The 19137-nt window shown below is 63.6% G+C and carries 19 protein-coding genes; 6 read left to right on the plus strand and 13 right to left on the minus strand.

Annotated features, from left to right (window positions below; all coding sequences use genetic code 11):
* Positions 1 to 3: 3 nt before the first annotated feature.
* The 4 genes from C7C57_RS10335 to C7C57_RS10350 all read right to left on the minus strand — a co-directional run bounded on the left by C7C57_RS10335 (position 4) and on the right by C7C57_RS10350 (position 4413).
* The gene (locus C7C57_RS10335; RefSeq protein WP_187976351.1) at positions 4 to 1089 is read right to left on the minus strand and encodes an iron chelate uptake ABC transporter family permease subunit; all 1086 of its coding nucleotides are present in this window, start codon (positions 1087 to 1089) and stop codon (positions 4 to 6) included.
* Entirely contained in the window at positions 1086 to 2168 is a 1083-nt protein-coding gene (locus C7C57_RS10340; protein ID WP_255505653.1) for an iron ABC transporter permease, read from the minus strand. Before C7C57_RS10340 ends, C7C57_RS10335 begins: the two co-directional genes overlap by 4 nt.
* Positions 2165 to 3232: an ABC transporter substrate-binding protein gene (locus C7C57_RS10345; RefSeq protein WP_187976352.1), complete on the minus strand. Its 1068-nt coding sequence runs from the start codon at positions 3230 to 3232 to the stop codon at positions 2165 to 2167. Before C7C57_RS10345 ends, C7C57_RS10340 begins: the two co-directional genes overlap by 4 nt.
* A gap of 338 nt (positions 3233 to 3570) precedes the next feature.
* Positions 3571 to 4413 carry an AraC family transcriptional regulator gene (locus tag C7C57_RS10350; RefSeq protein WP_187976353.1) on the minus strand — a complete coding sequence of 281 codons (843 nt, stop codon included), beginning with the start codon at positions 4411 to 4413 and terminating at the stop codon, positions 3571 to 3573.
* A 341-nt stretch (positions 4414 to 4754) separates the two neighbouring features.
* Between C7C57_RS10350 and C7C57_RS10355 the strand changes: the two genes are divergently transcribed.
* The gene (locus C7C57_RS10355; RefSeq protein ID WP_187976354.1) at positions 4755 to 5072 is read left to right on the plus strand and encodes a PIN domain-containing protein; all 318 of its coding nucleotides are present in this window, start codon (positions 4755 to 4757) and stop codon (positions 5070 to 5072) included.
* A gap of 391 nt (positions 5073 to 5463) precedes the next feature.
* On the opposite strand, the gene C7C57_RS10360 is transcribed toward C7C57_RS10355, so the two are convergent.
* Positions 5464 to 6177, minus strand: a complete 714-nt coding sequence (locus tag C7C57_RS10360; protein WP_187976355.1) for a hypothetical protein — start codon at positions 6175 to 6177, stop codon at positions 5464 to 5466.
* Between the two features lie 259 nt (positions 6178 to 6436).
* Here C7C57_RS10360 and C7C57_RS10365 point away from each other — a divergent pair, with 259 nt between their 5' ends.
* A complete protein-coding gene (locus tag C7C57_RS10365; RefSeq protein WP_187976356.1) occupies positions 6437 to 7015 on the plus strand; it encodes a hypothetical protein in 579 nt (192 codons plus the stop codon).
* On the opposite strand, the gene C7C57_RS10370 is transcribed toward C7C57_RS10365, so the two are convergent.
* Positions 7012 to 7713 (minus strand): nucleotidyl transferase AbiEii/AbiGii toxin family protein, encoded by a 702-nt coding sequence (locus C7C57_RS10370; RefSeq protein ID WP_187976357.1) that lies wholly within the window; start codon positions 7711 to 7713, stop codon positions 7012 to 7014. The genes C7C57_RS10365 and C7C57_RS10370 overlap by 4 nt on opposite strands.
* Positions 7710 to 8285 (minus strand): hypothetical protein, encoded by a 576-nt coding sequence (locus tag C7C57_RS10375; protein ID WP_255505654.1) that lies wholly within the window; start codon positions 8283 to 8285, stop codon positions 7710 to 7712. The genes C7C57_RS10370 and C7C57_RS10375 overlap by 4 nt, the downstream gene beginning before the upstream one ends.
* 198 nt (positions 8286 to 8483) lie before the next feature.
* On the opposite strand from C7C57_RS10375, the gene C7C57_RS10380 reads away from it, so the two are divergent.
* Complete coding sequence (locus C7C57_RS10380; protein WP_187976359.1) at positions 8484 to 9467, plus strand: aldo/keto reductase; 984 nt, start codon at positions 8484 to 8486, stop codon at positions 9465 to 9467.
* 62 nt (positions 9468 to 9529) lie between these two features.
* Here C7C57_RS10380 and C7C57_RS10385 read toward each other — a convergent pair whose 3' ends face one another.
* Both C7C57_RS10385 and C7C57_RS10390 read right to left on the minus strand, forming a co-directional pair.
* A complete protein-coding gene (locus C7C57_RS10385; RefSeq protein ID WP_187976360.1) occupies positions 9530 to 10873 on the minus strand; it encodes an APC family permease in 1344 nt (447 codons plus the stop codon).
* A 53-nt stretch (positions 10874 to 10926) separates the two neighbouring features.
* Entirely contained in the window at positions 10927 to 11829 is a 903-nt protein-coding gene (locus C7C57_RS10390) for a carbon-nitrogen hydrolase family protein (RefSeq protein ID WP_187976361.1), read from the minus strand.
* Between the two features lie 239 nt (positions 11830 to 12068).
* On the opposite strand from C7C57_RS10390, the gene C7C57_RS10395 reads away from it, so the two are divergent.
* The 3 genes from C7C57_RS10395 to C7C57_RS10405 are packed head-to-tail and all read left to right on the plus strand — an operon-like array spanning position 12069 to position 14068.
* On the plus strand, positions 12069 to 12881 hold the full coding sequence (locus C7C57_RS10395; RefSeq protein ID WP_187976362.1) for a MerR family transcriptional regulator: 813 nt from the start codon (positions 12069 to 12071) through the stop codon (positions 12879 to 12881).
* Positions 12882 to 12924: 43 nt separating this feature from the next.
* Entirely contained in the window at positions 12925 to 13713 is a 789-nt protein-coding gene (locus C7C57_RS10400) for an SDR family oxidoreductase (RefSeq protein ID WP_187976363.1), read from the plus strand.
* Between the two features lie 16 nt (positions 13714 to 13729).
* Entirely contained in the window at positions 13730 to 14068 is a 339-nt protein-coding gene (locus C7C57_RS10405) for a nuclear transport factor 2 family protein (RefSeq protein WP_187976364.1), read from the plus strand.
* 76 nt (positions 14069 to 14144) lie between these two features.
* Here the strand turns inward: C7C57_RS10405 and C7C57_RS10410 are convergent, their stop codons facing one another.
* The 4 genes from C7C57_RS10410 to C7C57_RS10425 all read right to left on the minus strand — a co-directional run bounded on the left by C7C57_RS10410 (position 14145) and on the right by C7C57_RS10425 (position 19121).
* Positions 14145 to 15776 carry a sigma-70 family RNA polymerase sigma factor gene (locus C7C57_RS10410; protein WP_187976365.1) on the minus strand — a complete coding sequence of 544 codons (1632 nt, stop codon included), beginning with the start codon at positions 15774 to 15776 and terminating at the stop codon, positions 14145 to 14147.
* 166 nt (positions 15777 to 15942) lie between these two features.
* Positions 15943 to 16338, minus strand: coding sequence for a signal peptidase I (locus tag C7C57_RS10415; RefSeq protein ID WP_187976366.1), 396 nt, complete (start codon positions 16336 to 16338; stop codon positions 15943 to 15945).
* A 15-nt stretch (positions 16339 to 16353) separates the two neighbouring features.
* Positions 16354 to 18354: a hypothetical protein gene (locus C7C57_RS10420; RefSeq protein ID WP_187976367.1), complete on the minus strand. Its 2001-nt coding sequence runs from the start codon at positions 18352 to 18354 to the stop codon at positions 16354 to 16356.
* Positions 18354 to 19121: a hypothetical protein gene (locus tag C7C57_RS10425; RefSeq protein WP_187976368.1), complete on the minus strand. Its 768-nt coding sequence runs from the start codon at positions 19119 to 19121 to the stop codon at positions 18354 to 18356. Before C7C57_RS10425 ends, C7C57_RS10420 begins: the two co-directional genes overlap by 1 nt.
* Positions 19122 to 19137 lie beyond the last annotated feature (16 nt).

The following is a 19137-nucleotide window of genomic DNA, read 5'->3' on the forward strand; positions in this document are numbered from 1 at the left end:
CTTTCACGAGCGTCGTGAGTATTGCCGGGCCAGCAGCCAGGCCAGATAGAGTCCACCCACCGAGACCGTGACCACACCCACCGGAACCTCCAGCAGCTGGGCCGCGGCGTCCGAAACCACGACCAGGGCGGCACCGGTCAGCATGACCGGGATGGTCCCCATCGGGGTGTTTGAGCGGATCAGACGCTGGGCAATCTGCGGGGCCGCCAGCGCGATGAATGAGATGGGTCCGGCGGCCGCGGTGACCAGGGCCACCAGGGCGACCCCGATGATCATGGCCGAGAGCCGCGTGCGGGCGGGATTGATGCCGAGCGCGGTGGCCGCGTCGTCCCCCATTTCCAAGACCGGGAGGGTGCGGTTCAGCGGGAGCGCGATCACGGCCACCAGCACAAACACGATGGCCGCGGGCACCAGCTGATCGAAGCCGAGCGAGGCGATCGATCCGGCACCCCAGGTTGCCGCCATCATGGCCTTTTCCACGCTCACGGTGATCAGGATCCAGGAGGTCAGCGATCCCAGGCCCGCCGAAACCCCGATGCCCACGATGATGAGTCGGAACGAGGACATCGTGTTCTTATTTGCCAGCACGTAGACCAGCAGCGCGGTGAACAGACCACCGGCGAGCGCCCCCACGGCCTTGAACGCATAGGTGTTGAGGTTGAACACCAGCATCAGCAGGGTCACGCCGAACTGGGCACCGATACCAAACCCGATGATGTCCGGGGATCCCAGCGGATTGCGGGTCAGCGATTGGAAGATGCCGCCGGACATCGCCAGGGCCGCCCCACACAGCACCGCAAACAGCACCCGCGGCAGCCGCCATTCAAACACAACCTGTCGAATGTCGGGGTCGGCGGCGGGGTTAACCAGGGCGTTCATGACCTCACCGAAGGAAACCTCATAGGCGCCGATGGTCATCGAGTAGAGACCGCCAAACAGGATGACCGCCAGCAGAATCAGCGAGATGACCACCGAGCGCGCCGGGATCCGAGCGGCAATACGAGTGGTATCGATGCGGAAGTGGCGACGGCCAAAGTCCACCGGAGGAAGCTCACGCCCGGAGGCGTGGGACAGATTGTCGACGCTCACAGCGTGCTCACCCGCTTACGACGCACCAACGCGATCAGCACGGGCGCACCCAGCAGTCCGGTCACGATGCCCACCCGCAGCTCGCCATTGGGCAGCACCACGCGGCCCAGAATGTCGGCAAGAATCAGGAAGATGGGGCCCACCAGCATCGAATAGGACAGCACCCAGCGCTGATCCGGCCCGGTAAACCAGCGGACCATATGCGGGATCATGATGCCCACAAAGGCGATCGGTCCGGCGGCGGCCACGGCCGTCCCCGCCAACAGGGTCACCGCGATGATGACCAGCGCCCGGGTGGTCGCGACGCGGGCACCGAGGGACTGCGCCAGGTCGTCGCCGAGGGCCAGCGCATTGAGCGAGCGGGCGCAGATCATGCCCAGCACCAGGCCGGCGACGATCAGCGGGATCGCCCAGGTGAGCTGATCCATCGTGCGCCCACCCACCGAGCCCACGCCCCAGAACCGGGTCACATCCAGCGCGCTGCGGTTTTGCAGCACGATCGCGGTGGTGAATCCGGTGAAGGCGGCACCGAGGGCGACCCCGGCGAGGGTCAGCTTCATCGGGGTGGCCCCCGAGGATCCAAACGATCCCAGCGCATACACCATCAGGGTGAGCAGCAGCGCACCGCCCAGGGCGAACGGCACGTAGCTGCCGGGGGCGGTGAAGCCCAGCACACCCACGGCAAAGGTCACCGCAAAGGACGCCCCGGCGTTGACCCCGAGGATCCCCGGATCGGCCAGCGGGTTGCGGGTGAACGCCTGGATTAGCGCGCCACAGACGGCCAGGGCGGCCCCGATAAAGATCGCCAGGATCGTGCGCGGCAGGCGCAGCTGCTGGACCATCAGGTGCAGCGGATTGTCCTCATCGTAGGAGGTCAATGCGGACAGTACGGTCGCGGGATCGATCGCCCGGTTTCCCACCATCAGCGAGGCGATCACCGCACACACCAGGATCCCGGCGACCACAACCAGCCCGATGACTTTGAGCCCGGTCCGCCGGGGAGCGTCCGTGCCGGGCGCGCGGTCGCCCGCCCCCGGAGGTTCCGGGAGCGGGCGGGCGGTGGTTACTTCGGAGGTCACTTGCCCGTGTTGGTGGGCTTGCCCTCAAGCGCGGCGGCGAGATCGTCGACGTACTTGGGGAGGATGTACTTCAGCGAGAGCACGGTGGGCGCGCTGATCGCGGCAGCCTCGGCGTCCTCGTTGTAGATCACATAGTGCTTATTCGCGATGGGCTCCCATCGCGAAACAATCTTGTTGTCCACCGTGTAGACGCCGTCGTTGTGGCTGCTGCCCCAGGCCACGAAGAGGTCGGCGGGCACGTCGTAGAGCTTTTCCAGGCTGACGCCGGTGTACCAGTTGTCACCCTCGGCGCTCTTCAGGAACGAGTCCATGGCCGAGGTCGAGGTGAAGCCCAGCGCCTCGGTGATACGCACGCGGCCGTCGTACTTGAGGTAGACGCCGAGGTCGGTGCCGCCCTCGTTCAGGGTCAGGCCCCAGACGAAGGACTTGCCCTTGAACTCGGGGTGCTTGCCGGCCAGGGTCGAGACCTGAGTCTCGGTTTCCTTGATCAGGTCCTCGGCCTTCTGGTCCTCCCACATGGCCTTACCCACCACGCGGGTCATGCTCTCCCAGGTTCCCGGATTCCACGGGCCCTCGATATAGGGCACGGTCGGGGCGATCTCGGACAGGCGCTTGTACTCGATGTCGCTGATGCCCGAGTACAGACCCAGGATCAGATCGGGCTTGAGCGCCTTGATCGCCTCATAGTTGGGCCCCTCGTCCCCGGCGGGGATGATCTCGGGGGTTTTGCCAAATTCCTTCTTGGTGTAGTCCTCGAACCACGGGGTAAACCCGCTGTCACCGGCACCCCACACCTTTTCCACGCCCACGGGGTTGACACCGAGGGCGGCAACGATATCGGGGGTCATCCAGCTCAGGGCGACCACGCGCTTGGGCTTCTGGGGGATCTTGGTTTCGCCGTGGGCGTGCTTGATGACCACGCCGGAGGTTGCGGCGGGGGCATCGGATGCACCCGGCTTGGCATCGGCGCTGGCGCATCCGGCCAGGGCAAGGACGGCGGCCAGCGCGACGGCGGCCAGCGTGGTTACGCGGCGGGCCTTGGGGCGCGCGAGGGCGTGCGGCATGGTTCTCCTTGAGAGTGTTGGGGAAAGTGTGGCCGCGTCGACGCAGCTTGATTAGGTAACGCTAACCTAATACGTCGATGCTAGGACGGATCCCCACCACACAGTGTCGCCAAACCGACGATTTATGTCTTTATTTCGACAATTCAGGGAAAATCGAGCAACACGCCGAGGCTCCGACAGCCGGTCGGAAACCCGCGGGATTGCGCGGGCATACCCCCGAACGCTCCCTGCGCCGACGAAGGTTGCGAGAGCACAGCGGAGACCCGGCCGGCCATCACTGGGTGAGGCGCAGGCACACCGCCGTCATGACTCGTCGGCATCACCGGGAGCGACCGGTCCTAGCGCCAGTAGAGATGGTGGGCCGAATCGGCCTCCACCCGGGCGATGTGCTGACGCGGCGTCATCCCGAATCGGTCCCTAAATGCCGCCGAAAACGCGCTGGTACTCGCGTATCCGCAGCGGTGGGCGGCAACTCCGACGGGCGTACCATCCACGATTAGGCGCGCGGCCAGGGTCATCCGGACGCCGGTGCGCCACTGCCCGAAGGTCATCCCCACGTCGTGTGCGAAGACCCGGGCCACCATCCGCTCATGCAGGCCGTGAAGCGCACACAGCTGCGCGGCCGTGCGCGGATCGCCGGGATCGGACAGCACCGCCTGCGCGAGGGCCTGGACCCGCTCGTCCACCGGAAGTGGAACCTCGCCCCATCCCTCGGCGACCTCGGCGACCGGCTGCTGCACCATCTCGATCAGGACGGCCTGGATGCGGATCCGCAGGTCATCGGGCATGTCGTTGATGCCCAGATGCAGCAGCATCTCCTGAACAGCCCGCGGCACGAGCACGCGGGAGGTTTCCTCGACCGGGGCCACCAGGGCATGGTCGGGAATGTAGGTATAGCAGCCGGTCGAATCACGATCGTGACGGGAGGTGTGCGGGGTTCCCGCGGGAATCCAGACGCCCTGCCCCGGTGCTAGACGCCACATCGCATCCTGCAGGTACACCCAGACTGTCCCCCGATAGCACCAGGCGAGCATCGCATCGGGATGGGTGTGCGGCGGAGACACCGGCCGCGAATGGCCATCCTCGGGGGTGACCACCCCGGTGCCCATCAGGTAGGGCGAAACTACCGTGGAGGCGTGCTCCCGAAAGGCCTCCCACTCGTCCTGCCGATACGCGTTCATGAGGCCCCATGTTACCGGCGTCCCCGTGCACGAAAAACAATGTATATGCCATTTGAATCCCCAGTAAAAGGCCTAAACCCCTGGTAGCGTGGGCAAACATTCGCATGAGACGAGCAAGTGAGAGGGGATCAGCTAGTGTCCACAGAAGAGCAAAGTGCAGCTTTCACTGAGCCAATCGAAACGGCTTCGGCGACGGAACTCATGTCATCGCTTAGCACTGAGCCTCAACCTCAAATTGCCGCTCGGCTTCAGTCTTTGAGTCGTCGAATCACCGCAGAGCACGTTGCGCGGCAGCTGCAGGAATTAGAGGAGTCTCGCGGTCCACACGGTTCGGGCTCATAATGACGGACGCACTCCTTGACACCAACGTATTCATTACGGCGCCGTCGCGCATCCTCGGCAGAATCGACCACTATCGGGCAAGCACCATTGTGCGGTCCGAACTTGAACATGGTTATCGCCTCATGCTGCAAGACAATAGCCGCGCCGAGGAAGCATCGATCCGTCTGGCGATGCTCACGTTGCTTGATCAGATTTCACGGTTCTGGGTGAACTTTGATACGGACGCCGCGATTGAATTCGGAAAGTTTGCCGGGTTAGATACAACGCGGCTGCGCGCAAAGGATGCCCTTATCGCCGCTCATTCCCTCTCGTTATGACTACCGCTCATCACGGCCGACAAACGCTTCAGCATCTACCCACGATTGAAGGTTCTCAATCCCGCCAGTGGAGCATAATTCAGCGCCAACACTGAAACAGCTGTCCCTATCGTTACCGTTTTCGTCTCGACGGCAAATCTGGGTCTTGCCGTGCCTGCCGCGGGGGTCTAGTGTCTCCCTATGGTGACTCCTCATAAAGTGCACCCGGAGACCGGGGCGCTCCTCATTCTGTTTGAACGGCCTTTCTCAACCGAGGCTGGACGCACCCATATGTGGGTCGATGATGAGGGTCATCAGTACCCGGTGAGCGCCGCCGAACTGGCGCACCTCCAGGACGAGGAACGCGACTAGTCAGTCCATAGGTCGCTAGCATCGGGATGCGTGCACCAAATTACTGCAGAAGCGTCCAGGTACCGCAGCGCGAAGAGGTAAACCCTGCATCACTTGCAGCGATTCGCACGACAGCCTGGCCGTTGGCATTGTCGTTTGCGATGATGTCGTAGACGCTTCCGCCGAGGCCGCTCAGTCGAGCCCAATAGCAGTCGCTCGTGCCGGAATTACGATAGGTACCCGGTTGGATATCCGTACCCACGATGAAAGTTCCTGAGTCGAATGAGGTGGATTTTTTGGCCTCTTCTGCGGCTCCTACGGCTTCTTCTCGAGCGCTAATTTCTTCGCTGCGCTGAGTGAGTTCCCCGTCCTTGTTCTGCGCGAGGGTTTCACGCTCTTTCAGCGCGGCTTCGCGCTGGTCGAGCTTTTCCACCTGCTCGGCCAGCTTCAAGTTTTCAGATTTCAAACTTGAAATATCACCGGAGAGCTCGGACTGATAATCCTTGCCCTCTTGAATCCGAGTCTTAAGTACCTCTCCTGCAGTGAAATTGTGCACGGCAATACTCGTTCCCGTAATTCCACCCGCGAGCAGAACTCCAACGGCCACGCACAATCCAACCCCCGAACGTCGCGCCCATGTCGGCAGTTCCCGAAATGCGCGCTGGAAACGTCCAGGAGGTTGGTTGGAGTCAGGTGTTTCCGTCGCCGAGGAGTCATCCGCCGAATCCATTTCAGATGAGTCGGGGGCGACTTCAGAGCGGGTGGGTTCGGTCATGAGTCAGACGTTAGCAGGAGAATTCGCCGCCTCCTGGGCATGCCGACACCGACAGATTTCCCGATCTCCATTGGTAACTGAACGGCTATTGGTAATAACCTCAGATGCCGTAACAAATCCAACACCTCGATGATCACGCCGGCAATACAGCGACACCTCCCTGAACTGGGGGTAATGAATCGCACGATTTCCCCCGATCGATCGGTCACGACGGCCCAACGACCTGGCGATCACCGCAGCCACAGACCAAGGACCCTTAATGACTACACCCATCGCCCCCTCGCCCGTTCCCCAGAAAAAGCCCGTGTGGAAAAAGAAGTGGTTTTGGATCGTTGTCGGGGTGTTTCTCGTGATCGGGACCATTTCAAACCTTGTCAATGGTGGTTCGGGGAAGAACGATGCCGCGCCGGCTCCGAGCGCGCCGGTAGCCTCGATCGAGCCCACCACCACCGCTTCGGAAGCCCCGGTGCCGATACCCGAAGTCAGCAGCCCGGCCCCGGAGGTCGCGGCGGTTTCGCCCGCAACGGCCGAGGCGCGCTGGCTGGAAATGCACAATGTCAGCAGCCCGACCGACTTTCTCAGCATGCCTGGGTACGAAAACTCGCTGGCGAACCCTCTGTACGCGATCCAGCCCGGATGGGGCGGCAGCACCGACGGGTACCTCAAGATCAACGTTCAGGAGCAGCTGACAAAAGAATCGGTTAAGCGCCTCGGCATTAATGTCTTGAACTTCATCGGGCCGGAATTCCGGAAGATCACCGGCATCGTTTTCACCGATTCACAGGGGCTCGATTACAACTTCTACCGCGGAAGCGCCCCGTTGGCAGATCGGGGCTAAATTCTCGGAGCCGGCGGGTACTTGTCCAGATCTCGATTGGTCCAGTGCCCGCCGACGGGATCCCATGTTCCTCCCACATCGAAATCAGGATCGGCAAAGTCTCGCCATCGTGAATTCACCGGTCCACGTTCCATGACCGTCGAAATCTTTTCCGCCAGAACCATCACCATGGGGTAACCCAAAACCTCCAGGACTGGCTGTCCCAACGCGACCAGCCGGGGAATCCTCACCCTCTGCAGCTCCGGCCAAATCGGATCACCAAAGTTGACATCGATTCCCACAAAGAGCCGAGCTCGCCCAATCCCGGCGGTGAGCTTCACCCGAACGCCCGAATACTCATCCGAATCGCGTATTACCGAGACAACCATTGAGTCCTCTTCGAAGACCACCCCGTCATCAACCTCAATCCGAGCGATGGCTCGAATCTTCTCGGCAACCACGTCAGTTCGACTAACCAACCCCGACACCTGCACATCGATGTCCTGAGTGGGACGCCGCGCCTCAAATGCCGCCAGGAGCACTCCTCCCTTCAGAACAAATTCGTCCGCGTCGGGAGAGCGGGAAATACGCTCAAGCAGGGCTTCGAGAGCGTAGAGCGTGAGTAGCTCCTGCACATTCGCACCGGATTTTCTCGCCAGCGCCTGAATGGCAAGCGTTGCATCGCCGGCGGGCGTGCCGTGCTGAGCCCAGGGGTTCATAAGAGTATTTCCAGCGCCGTGGTGAGTGCGGGACGAGCCTTAGGGAATGCCTGCGCAATGTCGAGGAGCATCGGGATACTGCGTGTAGGAGAGCGCAGCCACTGTTTGAGGGCGCTATGGGCGATATCACTGCCCCACCGATGACGCAGACGGAAGAGATCCACGAGGGTTCGTTCCGCCGAGTACAGACCAATGGTGGCCCCGTCAATGAGGGGATATTCGGTGCGGCCAAGATCGAAGGTAATCGGATCAAATCGATGCCAGGACACGGGTTCAAACTCAACCTTGACCGGCTGCTGCCCACGCGGAATAGCAATATCCGAGTGAACGGGGATCTCGTCAGTCAGCCCGTGGATGGACAGGGCGGTCATCATGCACAGTGTCGATCGAGGTTTCTTCGCGGCAATTGCGACCCAGGCGGCGGCGGTGTCATCAATAACCCCGGGACGCATAAAGGACCCCGGTGCAACGCGCTCGTATCCGCCCTCATCGACCAATCGATCGAACCCGTGTCGGGTCAGACCCTGCGACCCCAGGTCCTGATAACGCAGGAAAACCGGGAATTTCGACATGATTTTCACTCCTCTCATCGACAGAAATTGTTACACATACCTATTGTGTGGCACGTTTTTCGTTGAATAGGCCGTGTAGTGAACGATGTCATGGTGCGGGTGATTTGTCACCACTTTGGCACCATCAGTTTCGCTACCATTGAACCCGCACCCCGGAATTCCGGCGATGCCACCGAGTTCGGCAGAAGGAGCACACCCATGGAACAGCGCAGTCTAGGAAAAACCGGACGATCCGTCTCGGTGATCGGGCTAGGAACCTGGCAGCTGGGTGCCGACTGGGGCGAGGTCAGCGAGGCCGATGCGCTGGCCGTGTTGGAGGAATCGATAGCCGCCGGCGTCACCTTCTTTGACACCGCCGATGTGTACGGCGATGGACGCAGCGAGCGCTTCATCCGCACCTTCCGCGAGCGCAATCCCGAGCAGAACGTCTTTGTGGCCACCAAGATCGGCCGCCGCCAGGAGCAGCTGCCCGAGAACTACTCGCGCGAGAACTTCATCGCCTGGGTGGACCGCTCGCGCACCAACCTCGGCGTGGACACCCTGGACCTGGTGCAGCTGCACTGCCCGCCCTCCGCCGTCTACACCGACCAGCGCGTGTTTGATGCGCTGGATGATCTGGTGGAAAAGCAGGCCATCGCCGCCTACGGGGTGAGCGTCGAGGAGAGCGCGCAGGCCCTCACCGCGATCGACCGTCCGGGGCTGTCCTCGGTGCAGATCATCCTCAACCCGTTCCGACTCAAGCCCCTGGACGAGGTTCTGCCCGCGGCTCGTGCCCACAATGTGGGGATCATCGCCCGGGTACCGCTGGCCAGCGGACTGCTCTCGGGCAAGTACACCGCGGACACGGTGTTCCCCGAGAACGACCACCGCACGTACAACCGCAACGGCGAAGCCTTCGACCGCGGCGAAACCTTTAGCGGGGTGGACTTTGCCGACGGGCTGGCCGCCGCCCAGGAGTTTGCCGCGGCCCTGCCCGACGGTGTCTCGGTTCCGCAGGCGGCGCTGCGCTGGTTGATCGATCAGCCCGGCGTGACCGCCGCCATCCCCGGAGCGCGAAATGTCCGCCAGGCCCTCGCCAACGCCGGGGCCGCCGATCTGCCCCACACCTCCCCCGAGCTGGATGCCCGCGTGCACGAGATCTACGACCGCTACTTCCGCGCCACCGTGCACCCGCAGTGGTAGTCGCCCCCGCATAAAACGGCGCCGCGTTCCCTCCCGAGGAACGCGGCGCCGTTGCTCATGGGCTAAACGTTGTCGACGCTGAGCTCCGGCGGCTGGCGACGGAAGCCGCGCGTGGTGATCCCCAGCACGATCACTCCCAGCACAAACCAGATCGCGCCCAGGGTGATCGCGTGCACGTCCAGCTGGGTCAGCAGGTAGGCGATCACGATCATGCCGATAATCGGCACCACCACGTACACCAGCGGATTGTGGGTCACGCCCTCGCGGCGCTGCTTGAACCAGTACACGATCACCGACAGGTTCACCATGATGAACGCCACAAACGCCCCGAAGTTGATAAACGAGGTCGAGGTGGACACGTCCATGAACATCGCGATCAGGCCCACGATCGCGATCACCAGGATGCTCAGCATCGGGGTCCGGAACCGCGGGCTCAACGCGCCGAAAATGCGCTTGGGCAGCACGCCGTCGCGCCCCATCGCATAGAGCAGGCGGCTCCCCGAGGCCTGGGCGGCCAGTCCCGAGGTGAACTGGGCCACCACCAGCGCGGCCAGGAACACCGCGCCGAAGAGGTTGCCGCCGATCTTGGTGGCGATCTGGAAGGCCGCGGTGTCCGAGTCGGTGAAGGTTCCGCCCGGGTGCACCAGCTGGGCCACATAGGCCACGATCACGAAGATGCCGCCGCCGATCAGCGCGACCAGCATGATCGCCTTGGGAACCGTGCGGCGCGGTTCGATGGTTTCCTCGGTCAGCGTGGTCACCGCATCGAACCCGAGGAAGGAGTAGGCCGCCACAGCCGCGCCCCCGGCGATCCCCGCGAATCCGGCGTTGATCCCGGTGAAGGGTCCGGCGCTGAACAGGCCCGAGGGCCCGTTGGTGTTCACCACCGAGGCGATCGAGAGGGCCACAAAGATCACGATGACAAGGATCTGGAAGGACATCAGGATCAGGTTGGCACGGTCGGCCACCTTGAGCCCGATCACGTTGAGGACGCTGGTGATCACGATGAATCCGAGGATCCACACCGGCATCGGCACCCCGGGGAACTGCGCCTGGAGGTAGGATCCACCGATCAGCCAGATAACCATCGGTAGGAACATGTAGTCGAGGATGACCGACCAACCCACCAGGAAGCCGATTCGACCGCCGATCGTGCGTCGCACGTAGGTGTAGGCGGATCCAGCCACCGGATACGCCTTGGCCATCCGGCCGTAGCTACTCGCGGTGAACAGCATCGCGATCAGCGCGATCAGATAGGCGCTGGCGCTGGCACCGCCGGTCTGCGAGGCGATCACACCGAAGATTCCCAGCACGATCAGCGGGGTCAGATAGGCCAGCCCAAACAGGACCAGCGAGGGCAGCTTCAGCGTGCGGGCAAGCGTGGGAGCGGGGGAAGAATTTGACACAGTGAACTCCTCGTTCGGATGGTGTGCCGCGTCGTTCAGGGGCCGTAAACGGTCTACTGGGCGCCTGCGTTGGGGGTTTGGGGGGACCAGTGCAGCGGGTCGATACGACCCCGATACATGGGAAGCTCGATGGTGGGATCGCCCTCGTGGAACTGTGCCCACATCCGGTTGCTGCCCATCGTGCCGTGCTCGCGAACCGCGGCCACCGCGGCCGGATCAAACGTGAAGGTCAGGGTCTCCTCGCCGAGACCACCCTCGGCGATCACAAATCCCTCGGGACCCACCACGATGCTGCGGCCGCGACCCACCGGTTCGGCGGCGTTCAGGCTCGCGACCACGTACTGGTTGACGATCGCATTGGCGCGGGCAAGCACAAGCTCCTGCTCGCGATCCGGCGAGGTGGTCTTGACGATATTGAGGACCAGCTCGGCCCCCAGCCAGCCCAGCTGGCGGGCGTGCTCGGGGAACCAGGCGTCGTAGCAGATCGAGAGGCCCACGGTTCCGTGCGAAGTCCCCGCATGGTTCAGCCCCTCGACGATGAACCTGTCGCCGGGACGGTGCGGCTCGAACGGACGCCAGGGGAACATCTTGCGGTAGCTGGCGCGCAGGGTGCCGCTGGGATCGAAGATCAGCTGGGTGTTGTAAAACTCGCCGTCCTCACCGATCTCGCCGATGCTGCCGGGGCAGAACCAGATGCCGTGCTCGGCGGCAATCGCTCCCAACCGGGTGACATACTCATCGTCCAACGCGACCGCGGCGGCGCGCAGGGCCGCTGGACGGGCCTCCTCGGGGAGGTGTTCGGTCCCACACAGGTGCATCTCCGGATAGACCAACAGCTCGGTACCTGGGTGGACGGCGAGCGTCTCGGCGACCTCCCGGGCAAAACCCTCCATCGATCCGTCGATGGGATACGGACGGCGCTGAGCCAGCGCGATCCTCAGTGTTTCCGCGGTCATATTGAACTCCTCACAGGGGATGCGAACCGGACCCGACGGGCACCCACGCACCCGACTTCGTTTCGCATCGTGGTTCACTGCCGATTCAATCAATCCCGGAGAAATTGATCAACGGTAAACCAAAGATTGGGCCCGCACACTCGACCCCCAAATGAGGGTAACCGGCCCGGATTACGCGAATGTTTCCGAACGCTCCCTGTCCGTTGGGAGCGCGCCCGCGGATGGGAGAGAATGACCCTATGGCTTCCCTCATGACAATCGGCGATTTCTCGCAGGCCACCCGGCTGAGCGCCAAGTCGCTGCGGTTTTATCACCGGGTGGGCATCCTGGAACCGGCCGAGATCGATCCACACAATGGATACCGGCTTTACGCCTCCGGGCAGGTGGCAGATGCCCGGGTGATCCGTGAGTTTCGCGCGCTGGATCTGCCGCTGGACAGCATCCGCGAGATTCTGGCGACCGCGGATGTGGCCGGTCGCAACGCCCTGATCACCGAGCACCTGAACCGGCTCGAGGAGCGCCTTCGGGTCACCCAGCACGCGGTGGCCTCGCTGCGTGGGCTGGTGGATCCGGGCTCAACCCCGCCCCATATCGAGCACCACAGCATTGCCGCGCTACCGGCCCTGGTGATTCGTGAGCGAATCAACCGCGACGATCTCGGAGACTGGTACACCGCCGCCCGAGACGAGCTGTTGGCGGTCGATCCGACAGACATCGCGGGGCCGCTTGGGGGCGAATGGGCCGCCGAGCTCTTCCTCGACGGACGCGGCGAGGCCGTCCTCTTCCTTCCGCTGCGCGCGGGAGTCGCCGCGCGCGAGTTTCCGGGGCGCATTCGTCTGGAGGTGCTTCCCGCGGTCGAGCTTGCCGTTGCCGTGCACCGGGGGCCCGATGAGACGATTGCCGAAACCTACGCGGCACTGGGTGTCTATGTGGCCGAGCACGAGCTGGGAGTGCCCGGGCCGCTGCGCGAACGCTATCTGCGGGCGGCCACCGACGAGTCTCCCGAGCTGGTAACCGAAATCGGCTGGCCCATTTTTCGCACCGGGCGCTAACCGAGCTTGACCTTCCCCCTAGGGGAATGCCGAGCCTGGGGATATGACAATTTCTTATCCCCCTCTGCTCTCCCTCGCCGGCCGTCACGCACTCGTAGTGGGCGGCACCAAGGGCCTCGGCGCCGCGACCGTGCAGCGCCTCGCCGATGCCGGCGCCCGCGTGACCACCGTGGGCCGATCACGTCCCGAACACACAGCGGCCGAATCGTTTCTGCAGTTCGATGTGACCGCGCCCGACTCCCCCGCTCGAATCGCCGAGGCCATCCGCGAGTCCGGGGGCCTGGACATCCTGGTGCACGTGACCGGCGGCTCCAACACCCCCGGCGGCGGCCACGCCTCGATGACCGACGCCCACTGGGACGAGGAACTGGCGCTGAACCTGCTGGCCGCAGTCCGCCTCGACCGGGCCCTGATTCCGCTGCTGCAGGAGCGTGGCTCGGGATCAATCGTGCACGTCACCTCGATCCAGGGCAAGATGCCGCTCTATGACGGGACTCTCGGATATGCGGCGGCCAAGGCGGCGCTGCGCGCCTACAGTAAGGGTCTCGCCAATGAGCTTGCGGCGCAGCACATTCGAGTGAACGCCGTCTCCCCCGGCGGAATCCAGAGCCCCGGTGCCTTCGCGCTGGCAGCCCGCCTCGCCGAGGCGCACGGCGTGGACGAGGAGGCGGGGATGAAGCTCATCCTCGACTCGCTGGGCGGCGTGCCCGATGGCCGCTTCGCCCCGCCCGAGGAGATCGCCGAGGTTATCGGGTTTGTGGTGTCGGATGCGGCGGCCTCGGTCGTGGCGCAGGAGATCACCGTTGATGGCGGCACCATCAAAACCATCTAGGACAGGGGCACACACCATGAATTCATCACCACACTCTCCCATCATCCAGCGGTTCTTTGACCTGATGGAGGGCAAGGATAAGCGGCTGGTAGCCGAGGTGTTTTCCCCGGATGCGGTGGTCACCGACGATGGCCATACCCATCGCGGTTCCGCCGAGATCCTCAGCTGGCTCGGCGGAGATGCCAGCGAATATGAGGTCACCTCGACCTGGATTTCCAGTCGCGAAACGGGCACCACCACCGCGGTGACGCAGCTCCTGGAGGGCAACTTCCCCGGCGGACGCGTCCAGCTGGTGTACACGTTTGAGGTGGATGCGGCGGGGCTCATCGAGGCGCTGAGCATCGTCGCCGAGTAGCCCCATCCGGAACATAATGGTGGCGCGGGGCGCGTTTCCCTCCGGAGGCGGTACCTGAGGAAGCAGATGGAAGTGCCTACCTTCCGGCCAGCGCTACGTTTCCCTCGGGTCCCAGCCGGGTACCCGCACAGTAGCGAAACCGGGTCGGAGTGGACCCGTCAATCTGCGTGGGGGCAGTACCCGCAGGTCCCAACCGGATCTCCTGCGGGGCTGTCCCCTGCGGCACAACACAGACCACAGAATTGGGAATCCCGGTGACAACAAAAGCGCTTCCCGAGGTCATTGTGGGGTTTTCCTCCGCGGTCAGGCGAGCAAGCGCGAGGGTGAAGGTTAACGGTCCGACCACCTGGGCGGGAACCGCGTCGATTCGCCGCGCGCTGACCGAGTGTGTGCCAACCCCCAGCCCAAGCGCCGAGAGGTCCAGGTGCCACCGCCCATCGTCACCGGCGATCGTGGTTGCGGTCGTCCCGGAGGCGCGCACCTCGATGGTTGCCCCGGGTTCGGCAACCCCCGAAGCCTCGGGGGCGAGATCTCCGCGCGGGTCCATATCGAATGCAAGGGTGAGCGGGGCCGGGGCCGAGGTTTCCCCGGGATCATCCGGTGGGGGGAACCACTCGTTGGAAGATGTCGGGGCACTCGGCGACGGGTCCACGGGGGCGCTGTCCCCCGATACGATCACCGGGTTCGCCGAGGGCTCGGGCCATGCGGTATCCGGCGGGAGTGTGGGCGCACCGAACGATGGGATGATGTCAGCGGGCCGTGCGGTGGGAGTTTCCCCGATGCCGGGAACCATTAGCGGAACCAGCAACACGGTTCCGGCGGCGACGGCCACGGCCACGGCCACGGCCACCGTGCTTACCGCGGCCGGTAGCGACAGCATCGCCATCTGGTTTCCCAGCGTGAATAGGGTTTCGGACGATCGCGCCTCGAACCGGGCGAGCAGACCGGATGGAACCGCCTGCGCGGAATCACCACGTTGCCCGGCAAACAGTGCCCCGCCACCGATCAGCGGCAGCAGCGCCAGTGCGGGCCCCAGCAGCGCACTCTCTCGTTTCAGCTCGATTTCGCGGGCACGACACGTTCCACAGTCTCCGATGTGTTCACGAAGTTCCTGTCGGCGGCGAGTGGCCCACCCACCGCGCACGTATCGCGGCATGTCACGGACAAATCCGCGATGGGTGCGCGCCACCCCGTCGGCGGTGAATCGTTCGGCTAGCCACGCTTCGCGCAGCCCCTCCTTGGCACGTCGCAGCAGCTGGGTGGTCGAGTTGGGGCTGAGGGACAGCGCCGCCGAAACCTCGGCGCGAGGCCGCTGCTCCACCTCGATCATCCACAGCACTCGCTGCCACCGCTCGGGGAGATGTTCGAATGCCAGCAGGATATCTCGGTTGGCCTCGGCATTTTCGATGATCTGCGGCCCATCGTCTACCACCCCGAGATCAAGATCTATCCCGGTGACAACTCGGCCGAGCTTTCGATGCGATTTGAACGCGATATTACGCACGGTCGCCAGCAGATACGCACGAAAATTCGTCTCCGGCCCGGCACCCTGCTGCAGCTGGGTCCAGATCGTGGTGAAGGCGTCGGACACGATGTCTTCGGCGTCGGCATGAGCAAGTGGCCGGGCGATGGCCTGTGCGAGGTCGTGATATTTTTCCCACAGCGCGGCGTACGCACGCTGCTCACCGGTACGGGAACGTGTGATCAAGTCGGCGTCACGGGTGGTTTCCGTGATCCGGGTCCCCCGGTCATCCATCAGTAGTCCTCCGCGTCCTCTGCGAATCGATAGTCCTGCCGAGCCGTTCCGTGCACCACGACGGTGTCTGATGGCACCGTGTCGCGGGAGAGAGCCGCCAGAACCGCCACCCGTTCCCTTAGAAAACCGCGAACAGGTACCGCTGCGCTCGGGTCACGACATAATCTGACGGGTCCACTGTCGCATTGGCATCGCCGCGTAGTTTGAGGTGCACGAGTCCATTCACCTGTGAGACGGTGATTACACGGTGGGTGACCATGTCTCCACGTCCGGGACGGCGAACGGTCACGATTTCTCCGGGCCGTATTTCCTGGGTCGGCACGCTCCGAGTCAGGATGAACTGGCCCGCCCTAATGTCGGGTTCCATCGATGCGCCCGTCACCGCGTATCCACGGATCCCCAGCAGGTATGCCGTGAGGATTGTTGCCGCCACGACCAGCACACCGCCAGCGGAAACCGCCCGTAGTACGCGTGATACCGGTTTTTTTGACCCGAAGTGGCCGTCGACTTTCACGCGGACATCCGGCAATTAGGGGATGACACAGGAATCACACCCCTCCAGGTCGGCGGGGTTGGTGGTGGTGATGTGGGCCACCGTATCGGAATCCGCGTTGGTGCTATCCTTCACCCGCAGGTTCGCGGAGACGTTGAGGGCGGCACCCCCGGGCACGCCCGGCTTCACCACGGCGTCCAGGGCGATCAGGACCTGGCTATTCGCCGGCACCTTCCCCGTCCACGTGACCACACCATCGGTCTGCACCCCGCGAATCGGATCGTCATCGCCCACGGTGATGCGGATGGTCTCGGGGTCCACCTCGGCGTCCGAACCCAGACCACTGAGATCAACCGAAACCGTATAGGTGGCCTCGTCGGTCAGAGGGTTTCGGGCAAGGGCACGGTACCCGATCCGCTGCCCCGACATAACCGCAGTGCCGGTGAACGGCGAGGAGTTCAACGTGATGGTCTGATAGCGTCCGACATTCTGGATACCCGTTACCAGGGTGAGCGGCCAGACGTACAGGCCGTTGGTTCCTCCGGCCGCGGTGACCGTGGCGACGCTTCCATCGGCTGCCTTACAGTCGGCATAGGTGAATCCTCCACAGGCGGCACCGCCACCATTTTCTCCCCAGGAGAGCACGGTTCCATCGTCCAGCAGGATCGTTGCCGAGTCCTTATTTCCGCCCACCTGAACGGCCTTACGCTTTTTCGGATCGGCCCGGGGATCCCAGACCTTTCCGGTCAGGTGGTCACCGTTCGCCGGTTTCGCCTGGGTGTTATCGAGGCTGAACGCCCCACCCCAGAGCCGGTTCCCGTATGCCCATGCCTCGCCATCCTTGGTGATGTACTGGGTGGACCCAAACCGGGAGGATGAGGCCACCACATCGGCGGACTTCAGCCGCGGCAGGGTGCCGTTTGTCGCGGAGGCGGCAAGCTCGTCATTGCCCGAGTAGTTGTTTTCCTCGCTGCCCCAGGCATACAGGTTTCCCCGTTCGGTCACCATATGACCGTGGGAATATCCCCCACCCAGCTCCTTGATCCCCTCCTTCTGGGCGATTGCGGTGAGCTCGGGGATTTCCACGGGCTTACTACAGCGATAGTCACGGTAGACGGAGTTTACGGTTTGGCATCCCGCCGCGATGAGGTTCGTGTTCAGCGACCCGGCTCCGTCTCGGAAGGAGCGTCCCCAGAAATAGACGGTGTTATCGGCGGCGATCGCGTAGTAGCCCTCGTATCCCGAGGAGACCGAGACGATGTCCGGGTGGGTGCCGCCCGGCCAGTCGGTGACCTGCGTGGCGACACGCAGCGCGGCGTTACCGTTACCGGTAAAGCCCTGACCACGCTGGGCAAGCTCATTGTCTCCCACGGTCCAGACCGTGCCGTCGGATTTGGCATAGGCCGCCCCGTACTCGACCGAGGAGACACTGACCACGTCGGTGTCGATGATCGCATCGGCCCAGTTGGTGACCACGTTCTCGGGGGTGGTCCCGGGCGGGACAACCCTGCCGGTGCCGTTGAAGTTGTTGCCAAACATGTACAGGCCACCGTTGTTCTGGCCCCAGCCAAACAGGTTGCCATGCTCGTCGATCGCGTAGTTTGCATAGGCAGAGGAGGCCATGGCACGAATATTGGTGAGGGCTTTGAACTGGTTCGGTTTGTGATTGTTAAACGCCGTGCCCGTGGAGTAGTCGATGCCGTTACTTCCACCACCCTGCCCGGCGGAGGCCGTGCTGGGCCCGGAGTTTCCGTAGTACCCCCAGATCCAGAGGTTTCCGGCCACGTCCACCACCTGCATGGTGTCCAACGCATAGGACGGAACAACCGAAGCCAGTGCCGTGGTCGGGGGTACCGACACCCCCTCTGCGAGCGCGAAGGCCGAATCGGTGTAGCCCGCGGTGGTTTCCCCAATCAGCGGTACCGTGGCACCGGCGGCCAACCCGGCCACCAGCAGCGCGGCTCCCGCCATGCGCAAATGGCGGGTACGTACCGGCGCTGTCTTCGCCCGCCCCACGGTGTTATTCACTCTGGCCATTAGTAGCTCTCCCCCTCAATGCGAACACCAAAGTCGGTATCCACGCCGTTATACGCCGCCAGTTTTGTCCGGCTGGCATCCTCCCGGTCATAGTCAAAGACCGCGCGGATGGTAAACGTGGCCTCTCCCCCGCCGGCCTCAAGGATCCGGGAAATGTCGGCACGCAGCGTGCCATCGCCGTTCGGATCGTTGTTTTCATCCGCACCAAGCATCTGATTGTTAAGCACCACGGTGCCGGCGTCATCGGTGATGGTGAACCGGAGCTGGGTAAACAGATCCGGGTAGATCACATCCTTGCCCGGGGCCACCCGGTACTTCACCTTGGCGGACATCGGATCACAGACCACAAAAAACAGCTGTCCGGTGGCGGCACCCTCGTTTTTTACGGTGACCGTCCACTCCAAGCCCTCACCGATCAGATCGGAGGCGAGGCCCGGAGACGTCAACGGGAGCGGCTTCTCCCGAGTTGCATCAACAAATGCTCCGCTGCCATCGGACACCTTGATGTCGTATTTGGTGAGCGATGAGGAGACCTGGGTGGCCGCCCCTGGGCCGAAGAGTCCTCCGGCCCAGGCGGCAATCCCGCCGGCAATTAGGACCGCGGCGGCGGCCGATCCGAAGATCAGTCCGCGCCGACGGCGCGCGCCTGTCCGCCCTCGTGAACGGTTCCGGGTGAGTGGTGCCGCGGTCGGGGTGGGGTCAGCACGGTGCTCGGCCCCCGCTTCCGGAGACGGCACGGCACCGGTGGTGTCGTCTGGTGTGTCCATGGGGTTCCCACTTTCG

Origin of the sequence: Mycetocola sp. JXN-3, assembly GCF_014522285.1 — a bacterium.
Taxonomy (GTDB): Bacteria; Actinomycetota; Actinomycetes; order Actinomycetales; family Microbacteriaceae; genus Mycetocola; species Mycetocola saprophilus.

What these genes read in the sequence shown, in the direction of transcription:
- C7C57_RS10400 (WP_187976363.1), top strand. Translation starts at nt 12,925, where the DNA reads ATGACAATTTCTTATCCCCCTCTGCTCTCCCTCGCCGGCCGTCACGCA.
- C7C57_RS10350 (WP_187976353.1), bottom strand. Translation starts at nt 4,413, where the DNA reads ATGAACGCGTATCGGCAGGACGAGTGGGAGGCCTTTCGGGAGCACGCC.
- C7C57_RS10425 (WP_187976368.1), bottom strand. Translation starts at nt 19,121, where the DNA reads ATGGACACACCAGACGACACCACCGGTGCCGTGCCGTCTCCGGAAGCG.
- C7C57_RS10375 (WP_255505654.1), bottom strand. Translation starts at nt 8,285, where the DNA reads ATGTCGAAATTCCCGGTTTTCCTGCGTTATCAGGACCTGGGGTCGCAG.
- C7C57_RS10405 (WP_187976364.1), top strand. Translation starts at nt 13,730, where the DNA reads ATGAATTCATCACCACACTCTCCCATCATCCAGCGGTTCTTTGACCTG.
- C7C57_RS10370 (WP_187976357.1), bottom strand. Translation starts at nt 7,713, where the DNA reads ATGAACCCCTGGGCTCAGCACGGCACGCCCGCCGGCGATGCAACGCTT.
- C7C57_RS10365 (WP_187976356.1), top strand. Translation starts at nt 6,437, where the DNA reads ATGACTACACCCATCGCCCCCTCGCCCGTTCCCCAGAAAAAGCCCGTG.
- C7C57_RS10420 (WP_187976367.1), bottom strand. Translation starts at nt 18,354, where the DNA reads ATGGCCAGAGTGAATAACACCGTGGGGCGGGCGAAGACAGCGCCGGTA.
- C7C57_RS10355 (WP_187976354.1), top strand. Translation starts at nt 4,755, where the DNA reads ATGACGGACGCACTCCTTGACACCAACGTATTCATTACGGCGCCGTCG.
- C7C57_RS10390 (WP_187976361.1), bottom strand. Translation starts at nt 11,829, where the DNA reads ATGACCGCGGAAACACTGAGGATCGCGCTGGCTCAGCGCCGTCCGTAT.
- C7C57_RS10395 (WP_187976362.1), top strand. Translation starts at nt 12,069, where the DNA reads ATGGCTTCCCTCATGACAATCGGCGATTTCTCGCAGGCCACCCGGCTG.
- C7C57_RS10360 (WP_187976355.1), bottom strand. Translation starts at nt 6,177, where the DNA reads ATGACCGAACCCACCCGCTCTGAAGTCGCCCCCGACTCATCTGAAATG.
- C7C57_RS10380 (WP_187976359.1), top strand. Translation starts at nt 8,484, where the DNA reads ATGGAACAGCGCAGTCTAGGAAAAACCGGACGATCCGTCTCGGTGATC.
- C7C57_RS10345 (WP_187976352.1), bottom strand. Translation starts at nt 3,232, where the DNA reads ATGCCGCACGCCCTCGCGCGCCCCAAGGCCCGCCGCGTAACCACGCTG.